The organism is Rhizobium sp. AB2/73, assembly GCF_020871915.1.
In the GTDB taxonomy this organism is placed as follows: Bacteria; Pseudomonadota; Alphaproteobacteria; order Rhizobiales; family Rhizobiaceae; genus Rhizobium; species Rhizobium dioscoreae.
Map to the genome: position 1 here is coordinate 719,497 of NZ_CP067071.1, position 12,777 is coordinate 732,273.

The 12,777-nt window shown below is 60.7% G+C and carries 13 protein-coding genes; 5 read left to right on the top strand and 8 right to left on the bottom strand.

From position 1 onward, the window contains the following. Positions 1–188: 188 nt before the first annotated feature. Complete coding sequence (locus I8E17_RS03635) at positions 189–977, bottom strand: SDR family oxidoreductase (protein WP_069616102.1); 789 nt, start codon at positions 975–977, stop codon at positions 189–191. Positions 978–1,265: 288 nt separating this feature from the next. Here I8E17_RS03635 and I8E17_RS03640 point away from each other — a divergent pair, with 288 nt between their 5' ends. Next, positions 1,266–2,930: an electron transfer flavoprotein-ubiquinone oxidoreductase gene (locus I8E17_RS03640; protein WP_069616103.1), complete on the top strand. Its 1,665-nt coding sequence runs from the start codon at positions 1,266–1,268 to the stop codon at positions 2,928–2,930. A gap of 6 nt (positions 2,931–2,936) precedes the next feature. Next, positions 2,937–3,464 carry a GNAT family N-acetyltransferase gene (locus I8E17_RS03645; protein ID WP_083258374.1) on the top strand — a complete coding sequence of 176 codons (528 nt, stop codon included), beginning with the start codon at positions 2,937–2,939 and terminating at the stop codon, positions 3,462–3,464. A gap of 1 nt (position 3,465) precedes the next feature. On the opposite strand, the gene I8E17_RS03650 is transcribed toward I8E17_RS03645, so the two are convergent. The 3 genes from I8E17_RS03650 to I8E17_RS03660 all read right to left on the bottom strand — a co-directional run bounded on the left by I8E17_RS03650 (position 3,466) and on the right by I8E17_RS03660 (position 5,030). Next, positions 3,466–3,831 carry a type II toxin-antitoxin system VapC family toxin gene (locus I8E17_RS03650; RefSeq protein ID WP_112724384.1) on the bottom strand — a complete coding sequence of 122 codons (366 nt, stop codon included), beginning with the start codon at positions 3,829–3,831 and terminating at the stop codon, positions 3,466–3,468. After that, on the bottom strand, positions 3,828–4,025 hold the full coding sequence (locus tag I8E17_RS03655) for a type II toxin-antitoxin system VapB family antitoxin (protein WP_069616104.1): 198 nt from the start codon (positions 4,023–4,025) through the stop codon (positions 3,828–3,830). The genes I8E17_RS03650 and I8E17_RS03655 overlap by 4 nt, the downstream gene beginning before the upstream one ends. Before the next feature lie 102 nt (positions 4,026–4,127). Further along, positions 4,128–5,030 carry a DMT family transporter gene (locus I8E17_RS03660; RefSeq protein WP_069616311.1) on the bottom strand — a complete coding sequence of 301 codons (903 nt, stop codon included), beginning with the start codon at positions 5,028–5,030 and terminating at the stop codon, positions 4,128–4,130. 144 nt (positions 5,031–5,174) lie between these two features. Here I8E17_RS03660 and I8E17_RS03665 point away from each other — a divergent pair, with 144 nt between their 5' ends. Next, positions 5,175–5,648: an Lrp/AsnC family transcriptional regulator gene (locus tag I8E17_RS03665; protein ID WP_069616105.1), complete on the top strand. Its 474-nt coding sequence runs from the start codon at positions 5,175–5,177 to the stop codon at positions 5,646–5,648. Between the two features lie 65 nt (positions 5,649–5,713). On the opposite strand, the gene mgtE is transcribed toward I8E17_RS03665, so the two are convergent. Both mgtE and I8E17_RS03675 read right to left on the bottom strand, forming a co-directional pair. Continuing rightward, positions 5,714–7,087: a magnesium transporter gene (mgtE, locus tag I8E17_RS03670; RefSeq protein ID WP_069616106.1), complete on the bottom strand. Its 1,374-nt coding sequence runs from the start codon at positions 7,085–7,087 to the stop codon at positions 5,714–5,716. Between the two features lie 354 nt (positions 7,088–7,441). Further along, positions 7,442–8,455 carry a zinc-binding alcohol dehydrogenase family protein gene (locus tag I8E17_RS03675; protein ID WP_113366344.1) on the bottom strand — a complete coding sequence of 338 codons (1,014 nt, stop codon included), beginning with the start codon at positions 8,453–8,455 and terminating at the stop codon, positions 7,442–7,444. Between the two features lie 105 nt (positions 8,456–8,560). Here I8E17_RS03675 and I8E17_RS03680 point away from each other — a divergent pair, with 105 nt between their 5' ends. Continuing rightward, on the top strand, positions 8,561–8,965 hold the full coding sequence (locus tag I8E17_RS03680; RefSeq protein ID WP_069616108.1) for a helix-turn-helix domain-containing protein: 405 nt from the start codon (positions 8,561–8,563) through the stop codon (positions 8,963–8,965). Here I8E17_RS03680 and I8E17_RS03685 read toward each other — a convergent pair. Continuing rightward, a complete protein-coding gene (locus tag I8E17_RS03685; protein ID WP_069616109.1) occupies positions 8,930–10,147 on the bottom strand; it encodes an MFS transporter in 1,218 nt (405 codons plus the stop codon). The two genes, I8E17_RS03680 and I8E17_RS03685, sit on opposite strands and share 36 nt — an antisense overlap. Positions 10,148–10,466: 319 nt before the next feature. On the opposite strand from I8E17_RS03685, the gene I8E17_RS03690 reads away from it, so the two are divergent. After that, the gene (locus I8E17_RS03690; RefSeq protein ID WP_069616110.1) at positions 10,467–11,414 is read left to right on the top strand and encodes a diacylglycerol kinase family protein; all 948 of its coding nucleotides are present in this window, start codon (positions 10,467–10,469) and stop codon (positions 11,412–11,414) included. Between the two features lie 5 nt (positions 11,415–11,419). On the opposite strand, the gene I8E17_RS03695 is transcribed toward I8E17_RS03690, so the two are convergent. After that, a complete protein-coding gene (locus tag I8E17_RS03695; RefSeq protein WP_069616111.1) occupies positions 11,420–12,760 on the bottom strand; it encodes a glutamine synthetase family protein in 1,341 nt (446 codons plus the stop codon). Between the last annotated feature and the right edge of the window lie 17 nt (positions 12,761–12,777).

The window sequence follows — 12,777 nt, forward strand, 5'->3', positions numbered from 1 at the left end:
TTATGCAGCGCAGCAAACAGTCGAATGACTATTTTTTGATTGCCAGTATGTAATATTCGACGCGAAAAACAGCCTGAGGCGGTATTTATACTGCAAAGACGTGCTGCAGCGTGCAGAGAAGCGCTACGCTGCTCACGAAATTGTGTTGTCAGGCCCTGGTGGGGGCCTGAATCATCTCGCCGTAACGATCAAAGAGAGCGAGCCGCTCCCCCATCGCAGCGGACCATGGTGCCAGTGACATAGCTTGCCGGTTGGCTGCAGAGGAATGCTGCTGTGGCGGCGAACTCCTCCACGCGACCGTAGCGGCCGGCCGGAATGCGCTGCTGACGTTCGGCGCTGACATCCTCCAGGCTCCTGCCTCCGCGCTTGGCCGCGGCTGTGTCGAGCTCTGCCAGCCGGTCGGTCGCAATGCTGCCCGGCAGCAACATATTGACCGTAATGCCATGCGCCGCCACTTCGCTGGCCAACGTCTTGCTCCAGCCGGCAAGTGCCGGGCGCAGCGTATTGGAAAGTGCGAGATTGGGAATGGGTTCGATGACGCCGGAGGAGGCCACGGTGAGAATACGTCCCCATCCCTGCGCCTTCATGCCTGGTAAGAGCGCATTGGTGAGGGTGATAATCCGCGACACCATGGAGATGAAATAGGTCTCCAGCCGGTCGGCGGTCATATCTTCCGTCGCCCCCGGCGTCGGGCCGCCGCTGTTGTTGACGAGAATATCGATGCCGCCAAGCTTTTCCGTAGCTGCTTTTGAGACGACGTCCACGAAGTTCTCGTCGTTGAGGTCGGCCCAGATCCAGTCGGCGCGGCCTTTGCCTTCGGCATTGATGGCCTTGCAATTGTTTTCGAGCCTGTCACCGCTACGGCCGCAGAGTAGGACGTTCACGCCCTCGCGGGCGAGTGCCACCGCGATGCCATGGCCCAACCCCTTCGACGACGCAAGCACCAGCGCGCGTTTTCCGCCAATCCCAAGATCCATCCTAATCAACCTTCATGCTATTCGAATTGCTTGAGCGCTATTTATAAAGCGCCATCTGGCGAGGATGGAAGGCGCACTTCGCAGGTAGCTGCAAATACCATTGAAATATTGACGTTAACGTAAGAGTAATTTAACTTGTTTTACGTGTTGGGCAAATTGGGGGATTGCCTGTCGCTTCCCGGCTCGACAATCCCCTCCCATTTTGACAAGAGATAACCGAAACGGGGAAGACGCCCAAGGGGGAAGGCTGCGATCCGGGATCGGATGCCGGCCAAGCGGAGAAGATGAATGACTGACGCGAACGAGCTGCCGGAACGCGAGAGCATGGAATTCGACGTTGTGATTGTCGGCGCAGGTCCAGCGGGCCTGTCTGCGGCGATCCGGCTGAAGCAGATCAATCCCGATCTGACCGTCGTCGTGCTCGAGAAGGGAGCCGAAGTCGGCGCGCATATCCTATCGGGCGCCGTCGTCGATCCGATCGGCATCGACCGCCTGCTGCCGGGCTGGCGTGACGAGGAGACGCATCCCTTCAAGACCAAAGTCACGAGCGACCACTTCCTGTTCCTGGGGCCTGCCGGTTCCGTCCGCCTGCCGAATTTCCTGATGCCGCCGCTGATGAACAACCACGGCAACTATATCGTCTCGCTCGGCAATGTCTGTCGCTGGCTGGCGGAGAAGGCCGAAGCTCTCGGCGTCGAGATCTATCCCGGCTTTGCCGCGACCGAAGTGCTCTATAATGATGAGGGAGCCGTCATCGGTGTCGCGACCGGCGACATGGGCATCGAGAAGAATGGCGAACCCGGCCCGAACTATACCCGCGGCATGGCGCTGCTCGGCAAATATGTGCTGATCGGCGAGGGCGTGCGCGGCTCGCTCGCAAAGCAGCTGATTGCCAAGTTCGATCTCGCGCGGAACAGCGACGTGCCGAAGTTCGGCATCGGCATCAAGGAGCTCTGGGAGGTCAAGCGCGAGAACCATAAGAAGGGCCTGGTGCAGCACTCCTTCGGCTGGCCTCTTGGCATGAAGACGGGCGGCGGCTCGTTCCTCTACCACCTGGAAGACAATCTGGTCGCGGTCGGCTTCGTCGTGCACCTGAACTACAAGAACCCCTATCTCTATCCCTTCGAGGAATTCCAGCGCTTCAAGACGCATCCGGCCATCCGCGGTACCTTCGAGGGCGGCAAGCGCATTTCCTACGGCGCACGCGCCATCACCGAGGGCGGCTATCAGTCGGTGCCGAAGCTCACCTTCCCGGGCGGCGCCCTGATTGGCTGTTCGGCCGGCTTCGTCAACGTTCCCCGCATCAAGGGCAGCCACAATGCGGTGCTGTCCGGCATGCTGGCGGCCGACAGGATCGCCGAGGCGATCGCCGCCGGCCGCGGCAATGACCAGGTGGTCGAGATCGAGAACGAGTGGCGCTCTTCGGATATCGGCAAGGACCTGAAGCGCGTCCGGAACGTCAAGCCGCTGTGGTCGAAGTTCGGGACGGCGATCGGCGTGGCGCTCGGCGGCCTCGACATGTGGACGAACCAGCTGTTTGGCTTCTCCTTCTTCGGTACGCTGAAGCACGGCAAGACGGACGCGCAGAGCCTAGAGCCCGCCGCAAAGCACCAGAAGATCGATTATCCGAAGCCGGATGGCGTGCTCACCTTCGACCGTCTCTCCTCGGTGTTCCTGTCGAACACCAACCACGAGGAAGACCAGCCGGTGCATCTGCAGGTCAGGGACATGGACCTACAGAAGAATTCGGAACACGATGTCTATGCCGGTCCGTCAACGCGCTACTGCCCGGCAGGGGTCTACGAATGGGTGGAGAAGGACGGCAAAGACACCTTCGTCATCAACGCCCAGAACTGCGTCCACTGCAAGACTTGCGACATCAAGGACCCGAACCAGAACATCAACTGGGTGCCGCCGCAGGGCGGCGAAGGGCCGGTCTATCCGAATATGTGAGATGCGATGACGGAGATCGAACACGGCGTCTGGACGATCCGTTCGGCCAGGGCCAACGAACTGCATTTGCTCGCGGCCATCGAGATCGATGCTTTCTGGGCTCTGCATGAGGCGGGCGCGGTTGCTTGCGAGCCGACGTCCCTGCCTCTCGACGTGTTGGAGCAATCCCTTGCTGAAGGCTTGCTGTTCGTTGCCGTCGACGATGAAGATCGGCCGTTCGGCTTTTTGGCCGGCGTTATGAAAGATAGCTCGGTTTACATCGCCGAAATCGATGTCGTCAGGCGTTGGCAGAAGCGAGGCGTCGGACGGCGGCTGATGGAAGCTGCGATTGCGGCGGCGAAAACGCAAGCGGCCGCTGGCGTCACTTTGACGACGGACCGGGAGGTGGCTTTCAACGCGCCATTCTACGCCTCGATGGGGTTTCGCAATCTCGATGACGGAGAAAGGCCGACCGCTCTGACGCAGATCCTTGAGAATGAGGTTGCCCACGGCGCCGATCCGGCCAGACGCGTGGCCATGGCGCTGCGTTTCTGAATTATAGCGGCGCGGCAATTCCGAGGTTTTCGGCGACTCGTTGCAGCCGCCTGTCACGCGTCCAGAGATAGGTTCCGGGCGTCAGTATCGTGGCCGCCGCGAGATGGGCATCGATATAGCCGATTCCCGTACCCTGCAGTTTGTTGCTTCGGATGAAATAAAGAACGTCCTCATCCGAGGCTCTCGCAATTGCAGGCAGTCTACGGAGGCTTCCTATCACGAGATCATATTGCCGCAGATTGCCAAGGCTGATCTCACCAACGACAAAGGGATGAACGACGACTTGTTTTTGCTCCAGCAGAGATTGAAGCCGCGCCTCCGGCGTATGAAAGTGATCGATCCAGATCGACGTATCGACCAGGATCATTCGACGCCAAACTGACGACGAGGGGGAGCCGTGATATTCGGTTCGGTGCCGCCGAGACGTATCAGCGTTTTGGCGGCTTCCCGTTCCACAAGGGCTTTCAATGCTTCACGTAGGATTGCCGAGGTCTCGGCGAGACCGGTAACCTCGCGTGCATCCGCAAGCAACTTGTCATCGATGGCTACGGTAGTGCGCATTGATATCTCCGTTGTCATCAAAATTAGCATCAGATAATGCTGCTTTCAATGCCAAGGGTTGCACATGGCAGCCTTCGATCCATTGTCTTGCAGTTGAAAGACTTATTTCCGGGCCAGCACCCCGGTCGAAAGTGCCACCCCAAGCCCCGTGACGATCGCTGCGGCAATCCCGGCTGTTCCGATTTCCTCGCCGAGCAGAAAGCCGCCGCCGATCGTGGCAAGGACGGGTGTGATGGCGGTGAAGGCCGCGGCTTGAGTGCCGCCGAGAGCCTGGACGGCGAGGCCATAGGCGAGGGTGGCGGCAAGGCCAGACAGCAGCCCCTGGCTGACGATCTGCAGGCCGATTTCCGGCAGCGGCACGGAGGCAAGCGAGCTGCCGAAGACAGCGGCCAGGCCGACATGGATCAGGAACGACCAGACGGCGATGATGGCGCTCGACTGCAGGGCGCTCAGGCCGGAGCGGCGGAAGGCATGGGTGTAGCTTGCCCAGAGCACGGCCGACAGCGGCAGCAGGGTAAAGCCCTCCCAGGAGATCTGCACGCCATAGAGGCTGCGTGCCAGGAGGATCACGACGCCGGCGACGATGCCGCCAAGACCGAGCCAGCGGGTGATATCAAGCCGCTCGCGGAACAACAGCACACCAATCAGCGCAGTTGCCAGCGGCATGGAGCCGCCGAGCAGGATGCCGGCCGACGAGGCGGGCGTGAACTGGATGGCAAGCGTGGTCAGCTGGAAGAAGAGGGCGCCGGAGCCGCAGACCATCAGCGCGAGCAGTTTCAGTGGCACGCCCTTCGGCAGCAGGCCCGCCTTCCACCAGACGGGAGCGAGCACGAGGGCCGGCACGCCGTAACGGATCAGACCGAGATCGATGGTGCCCATCTGCGTTTCGGCCGTGTGGCGGGTTGCAAGAATCCAGTTTGCCCAGATCAAGACGGTGACGATGGCGCCGGCATAGCCGACCATGGTGGGGGTTGCCTTGCGGGTGGAGAGAGACAAAGCGGTCATCGACATATCCTTTCCAACGATCCGGTTATCTTTCGAATGAGGAAAAGATAGCCCCGAAGGCCGAGGCATGTCCTTGCTAGTTATGGCTCTCAAATCGTGCTATCAGCAATAATCTGCCAATTTGCAAATCAGAGTTTCTCGGATATGCCAAAACTGGATAAATTCGATATCGCGATCCTCAACTGCCTTCAGGAGGATGCGCGCGCCACCAATGTCGAGATCGCCGAGCGGGTAAATCTCTCGCCGTCTCCTTGCCTCAGGCGTATTCGCAATCTGGAAAAATCCGGGCTTTTGCGCGGCTATCGCGCGGATATTGACCGCAAGGAGGCCGGTCTCGATCTCACGGTCTTCGTGGAACTCAAGGTCGGCCATCATTCGAAGGAGAATTCCGAGACGCAGCAGGCAGCATTGCTCGCCATTCCGGAAGTCGTCGCCTGCCATCTGATTTCGGGCACGGCCGATTTCCTGGCTGAGGTCGTGGTGGAGGATTTGGCCGCCTATGAGAAGGTGATGTCGGAAAAGCTGCTTGTCCTTCCAGGCGTAGTCGATCTGCGCTCGAACTTCGCGATTCGCACGATCAAGACCAACGGTGCTCTGAAACTGCCACAGCCTGAATGAAATAGCCGGAGTAAAAATGAAAAAGGGCCGTCGCCGGCCCCTTTGCCATGAGAATTTGATTATCTTCAGAGCATCGTGCCGCTGAGGATCAACAACGCGACCGAGAAATAGATCACCAGGCCGGTAACATCGACGAGCGTTGCAACGAAAGGCGCCGATGCGCTGGCTGGGTCGAGTCGCAGCTTCTGCAGAACGAAGGGTAGCATAGAGCCGGCAAGCGAGCCGAAGGTGACGATGCCGATCAGGGCCGCGAAGACGGTGAAAGCGACCAGCTGCCAATGCGGGCCGTAATCGAAGAGACCGATGGTCTGCCAGAGAATGATGCGGGCAAAGCCGACGAGGCCGAGGATCGCGCCGAGCACAATGCCGGTCGGCAGTTCGCGGAACGCCACGCGCCACCAGTCCGAAAGCTTGAGCTCGCCGAGTGCCAACGCCCGGATGATCAGCGAGGTCGCCTGCGAGCCGGAATTGCCGCCCGAGCTCATGATGAGTGGGATGAAGAGCGTCAGCACGACAGCCTTTTCCAGCTCGCCTTCGAAGTGCTGCATGGCGCTCGCGGTCAACATCTCGCCCAGGAAGAGGGCGGCAAGCCAGCCGGCGCGCTTGCGAATCATGCCCGCAAAGCTGATCTTCATATAGGGCTGGCCGAGCGCCTCCATACCACCGAACTTTTGGGCGTCCTCGGTCGTATCGGCGATCATCGTGTCGATGACGTCATCGACGGTGACGATGCCGAGCATATGGCCCTTGTCGTCGACGACAGGCAGCGCCAGCAGATCGTGGCGGCGGATCAGGCGCGCGACATCCTCCTGCTTCATCAGCGGCGGTGCCGTAACCGGCACGCCCTTCTGGGCCACCGTCAGAATGCAGGCATCGGGCTCGCCGGTGATGAGGCGGCGCAGCGTCACGACGTGCAGCAGCACATTCGTCTCGTCATCGAGCACATAGATGGCATAGACCGTTTCGCGGGAGCGCTCGACCTGGCGAACGTGATCAAGCGTCTGTGCCACAGTCCAGCTCGCGAAAACGCTGACGAATTCCGTCGTCATGATGCCGCCGGCCGTGCGCGGCGGATAGCCCATCAGGTCTTGGATCGCCTGCCTGGCGTGCTCGTCAAAGGTCGCGAACAGCCGGGCGCGTGCGTTGACATCCATTTCGAGCAGCACGTCGGCGACGCGGTCGTTGGACATGCCGTGCAGCAGGCGCGCGGCATCTGCATTGCCCATGACCTCGAGAATGGCGGATGCGTTGCGCAGCTCCGGCCGGTCGAGAATGCGCACGGCGCGCTCTTCCGGCATCTTGGCGAGAATGCGAGCAGCCTCTGCCACGTCCGTTGCGTTCAGGGCCTCGACGCGTTCCGCAATGGTGACGGCGCGATTATTATTGATGAATGCACGAGCGGCATTGCCGGCCCGCGCGGGAAAGCTGTTGATATTCATTATAGCTCGCCTTTCCGGTCGATCCGCCGTCGTAGCGGATCGTGGCGAGCCGACAGGAGTCGGTTAGTGCACGAATGCTACTGACGGCAAAGGCAATCGACTACTACTGTCGCTAGGCATCGAAAGATGGCTCCGGTTAATCGGTATGGAAAACGCTGTTCCCCACGTGCGGAGAAGTCGCGCCGAAGGCATGAAAAGTCAAGAGGCGGACACGCCTAAATGCTCGAGCCTGCGATAAAAATTTGTTTAGGCGGCCGCAAATTTTTGCAATGCAACAAAATCTGATGCAAATGCGTTAAAACAAAGCGGCCGGACGAAATTCGCCCGGCCCGATCTGCCATGAATATCGGCTGCTCAGAAGCCGGCCAGAACGACCTTTCTCTTCATCTTGCCGGTTTCGACGAGGGCATGCGCCTTCTTCAGATTGGCGGCGTTGATCGCGCCTGCGGTCTCCGTCAGGGTCGAGCGAATTCTGCCGGAATCCACCAGTTCGGCGATCTTCGTCAGGAGCTTGTGCTGCTCGATCATGTCGGCTGTGTTGAAGAGCGGGCGGGTAAACATCAGTTCCCAATGGGTCGATACCGCCTTGCGCTTGAAGGGCACGACATCGAGCGTTTTCGGGTCGTCGATCAGGGCGAAGCGGCCTTGCGGCGCAATGGCTTCGACGATCGAGCCGACATGATCAGACGTGTTGGTCGTCGAGAAGACGAAAGCCGGCGCGCCGATCCCGAGCGCCTCGATCTGCGGCGCAATCGGTTTCGAATGGTCGATCACGTGATGGGCGCCCAATTCCTTCACCCAGGCTTGCGTTTCCGGCCGGGATGCCGTGGCGATAATGGTCAGATCGGTCAGCGCGCGCGCAATCTGGATGGCGATCGATCCAACCCCGCCGGCTCCGCCGATGATAAGGATCGCATTGGCGACGCCGGGAACCGGATCCTGCACCTTCAGCCGATCGAAGAGTGTCTCGTAGGCCGTGATCGAGGTCAGCGGCAAAGCGGCGGCGGCTGGAAAATCCAAGCTCTTCGGTTTCGTGCCGACGATGCGCTCGTCGACCAGATGGAATTCAGCGTTGGAGCCGCCGCGATTGATGGCGCCCGCATAGAAGACTTCGTCTCCCGGCTTGAATATGGTGACGTCGGGGCCAACCGCCTTGACGATGCCGGCAGCATCCCAGCCGATGACCTTGTATTCACCCTCCGGCGGGGCGACATTGGAACGGACTTTGACATCGACCGGATTGACGGAAACTGCCTTCACTTCGACGAGCAGATCATGACCCTCTGCCTCGGGCATCGGCAGTTCGATGTCGATCAGGGATGTTTCTGCGGAGATGGGTTGTGGCTGCTTGTAGGCGACTGCGCGCATGGGAGAAGCTCCTGAGTTGGTTGCACAGAGGCTAGATGCGCATTATCCTCAAAAGGCGCAAGAATGCACATTTTCTGTACGTAGATACAAAAAGGATACTGTCAAATGTCGGTTCCCCGCTCCAAGCTTGTCGGCAATTTTCCCGGATGCCCGGTCGAGGCGACGCTGAGCGTGCTCGACGGCAAATGGAAGGGCGTGATCCTGTTTCACCTGATGGATGGAACGCTGCGCTTCAACGAAATCCGCCGCAAGCTGCCGTCGGTAACGCAGCGCATGTTGACCAAGCAATTACGGGAATTGGAAGAATCCGGGCTGCTATCACGCACCGTCTTTCCGGTCGTGCCGCCGCGTGTCGATTATGCGCTGACGCCGCTTGGCGCCAGCCTGGGGCCGATCATCAAGGCGATGGCCGTTTGGGGCGAGGAGAATGTATTTTGCCGCGATGGGCGCCAGCAGCTGGGCGCCCCTGGCATGTCATGCACGCCCGGTGCGGCGCTCCAGGCCAACTGAAACGGCGAAGACGGCGAGGCCTGCAACGGAAAGCACCGCGCCGACATAGCCGGTGGCCGCAGCCGTAAAACCCCAGGAGATCACCAGCCCGCCAAGCCAGGCGCCGAGGGCATTGGCGATGTTGAAGGCGGAATGATTGGAGGCGGCGGCCAGCGTCTGTGCGTCGGCAGCCACATCCATCAGCCGGGTCTGTACGGCCGGACAAGCGGCAAAGCCGCAGCCGATCAGGAAAACGCAGATGCAGAGCATGATCGGGTTAGCCGCCGTCAGCGAAAAGAGCGTCATGATGACGATGTTGAAGATCATCATGCCGCCGATCGTTCCCTTGATGGAGATATCGCCAAGGCGCGAGCCGACGATATTGCCGACATTCATGCCGATGCCGAAGAGAGCCAGCACGGCCGGCACCATGGCGGAGCCGAGGCCGGCGACCTCTGTGGTCGTCGTGGCCACATAGCTGAAGATCGAGAACATGCCGCCGAAGCCGACGGCGGCGACTCCAAGCGAAAGCCAGACCTGGATGCGCTTCAGCGCGCCGAGCTCGCGCGTAATGCTCGCGCCTTCCTCAACCTTGTCCTTAGGGAGGAAGAGGGCGATCAGCAGCATGGTGGCAAGGCCGATAGCGCCAACCATCATGAAGGCTGCGCGCCAATTCAGAAGCTGCCCGAGGAAAGTCGCGATCGGCGTGCCAATCAGCGTCGCGATCGTGAGACCGAGCATGACCTGGCCGACGGCGCGCACGCGGCGATGGACCGGCACCATCGAGGCAGCTACGAGCGCGGCAACGCCGAAATAGGCACCATGCGGCAGGCCGGTGATGAAGCGCAGTGCCGTGAAGCTTTCGAAAGTGGGTGCGAAGGCGCTGGAAATATTGCCGGCGGCAAAGATCGCCATCATCAGGAGGAGCAGCGTGCGGCGCGCCATCTTTGCGGCCAGCACGGCGATCACAGGTGCACCGACGACGACGCCGAGCGCATAGGCGCTGATCACATGACCTGCTTCCGGAGTGGTAACGCCGAAGGTGTCGGCTACATTCGGTAAGAGTCCCATGATGACGAATTCGCCCGTGCCGATACCGAAGCTGCCGACGGCCAGCGCCAAAGTCACCAGCGCGATCGCGGTGCGCGACGGTGCTTCGAGGGTGGTTTGGGTATCGAGGACCTCGGCGGTAATATCGCTCACGAAAACTCCTTGGGCGGCACACGAAGGTCAAGTGCCGCGAATCAGGCGGCAAATCCCGGCATTCGGCGCTCAGTGCATCAAAATGGAATAAGGGACAGGCGGGTATGGACACACCCTCGTTGATACTATCAATGAGAGCAATGTTCCTGTCGCGTGCATTTTTTGCAGTGCAGTATGTCCGATCATGCATAAGTGCGCTGCGGCGACCGGCGAAACGGCCGCAATGCTTGAAATCATTCCATCCAAAACCATCTGAGAAGAAGCGCAGGGGGCCTCAGCCCCTCAGAGACATAGTTTGCCGGAAGACCGAGAGCCCCCGATGAAGTTGATCGGCTTTTTCAATCGCGATGGCGGAACGTTCCGCACGACCGACATGGCTGCCTATGAAAGGAAAGCGGAACAGGTCTTCCGCGACGCCGGTCATGATTTCGAAGCCGTGGTCGTGGAGGGACGCAACATCGTGGCGGCGATGGACCGCGCGGCGCGCCGTGATGATATTGACGGCATTGTCGCCGGCGGCGGCGATGGCACGATTTCGGCCGCTGCCGCCATCGCCTGGAAGAATGGCGTCGCGCTCGGCGTGATTCCGGCGGGCACCATGAACCTCTTTGCCCGTTCGTTACGGCTGCCGCTCGACATCTGGCAGACGTTGAGCGTGCTGGCGACAGGCGAGGTCGACAGTGTCGATATCGGCAGCGCTAACGGACGCGCCTTCGTGCATCAGTTCTCGGCGGGCCTGCATGCGCGCATGGTGCGCTATCGCAATGGCTACACCTATCGCTCGCGCATCGGAAAGATGTCGGCCAGCACGCGCGCCGCCTTCGGCGTCATTGCCAATCCCCCGGAATTCGACGTCGACTTCGAGGCCGGCGGCATTCGCGAGCGCCGGCATGTCTCGGCGATCTCGGTTTCGAACAATCCCTTCGGTGCCAATGCGCTGCTTTACGCCGACAGCCTGCGCAGCGGCGAACTGGGCTTCTACACGGCAAAGCCCTTGCGGCCGCTCGGCGTCGCGCGTCTTGCCATCGACATGCTGCGCGGCCGGGTTCGCGAGAACGCCGATGTCATGGTCATGCATGCGCCGGAAGTGCATCTGCACTTTCCGAAGCTGCGCCAGCTTGCCAACTGCGTCATGGATGGCGAGTTGCTGCCCCTCGAGCGTGATGTGACGCTCAAGGTGCATCCGGGCGAGCTCAAGGTGATGGTCCGTGAAGGGACCGCCGCGCGTGTCCAGAGCGAGGGTGCTATCGATAGCCTCGCCGTCTGACGTCGTCAGAGGCGCGGCAGATAGGTGCGATAATCGAAATCGGAAACGGTGCGCAGATAGCGGATCGCCTCCTTGTGCTTGGTATCGCCATAGAGCCTTTGATATTGCTCGCCGAACACATCGGCAATGAAGGCTGACGTTCGGAAGCGCTCCACCGCAGCCAGAAAATCATGCGTCAGCTTGGGCGCGTCGGCCGGCACGTAAGCCGGCGTCGTCTCCTCACCGGGATCGAGGTCGTTCTGCACGCCGAGCAGCATGCCGCCCAGGATTGCCGCCAGCATGAGATAGGGATTGGCATCCGCGCCGGCGACACGGTGCTCGACGCGTGCACCCGGCCCGTCCTTTTCGGGAATGCGCACGGCCGTGCCGCGATGGCCGAAGCCCCAGGTCAGATCGACGGGGGCAAAGGAGCCTGGTTGGAAGCGGCGGTAGGAATTGGCATAGGGTGCAAAGATCAGCTGCGCGTCCTGCAGTGTCCGTAGCAACCCCGCGCAGATCGATTTCAGTCTCTTCGGTTCGCCGCCAGCTGCATCGAGGACATTGCGCCCTTGAGCGTCGATTATACTCGCATGCACATGCAGTCCCGAGCCGGCATGGTCTGTATAGGGCTTGGCCATGCAGGTCGATTTCAGACCGTGCTTGCGCGCCGCCTGCTCGGCCACGCGCTTCAGCATGATGCAGTCATCTGCAGCGGCCAGCGCATCCGGGCGATGCAGAAGGTTCACTTCGAACTGGCCGGGGCCGAATTCCGCCGTCGTTGCGTCCGCCGGCAACCCTTGAGCCCGCGCATAGGCACGCAAGGTTTGAAGATAGCCATCAAGGAGATCGACGGCATCCATGTCGTAAAGCTGAAAGCCGTTCGGTTCGCCCCGGTAGCTCAGGGCCGGCGGCGGCGATGGGATACCTTTGTCGCGCCAGTCTCCGGCCAGAAGGTAGAATTCCAGCTCGGTCGCGATGACTGGCGTCAGGCCTAGCGCCTTGTAGCGATCAACGACGGCGGCAAGAATGGCACGCGGGTCCTGGAAGCTCGGGCGGCCATCGAGCTCATGCATGGTGGCGAGCACCTGCTTCGATCCCGCCGGTGCCCAAGGCATGTCGGCGAGCGTACGCTGGTCGGCAACGCAGGTCCCGTCGGGATCTCCGATCGTCAGCGACAGACCGGTAATATCGTCATTGTCGTCGCCCCAGATATCGAGCGATTGCGTCGAGGTCGGCAGGCGTACGGCACCGGACCAGACCTTCTTTTCGGCTGAAATCGGTATCTGCTTGCCGCGCAGCCGCCCATTCATGTCCGAGATCAGCACTTCGATGCGCGCATTACCTTCGGTTGCGTTGTCGGCCGCCATGCTCTTGTAAATCCCCC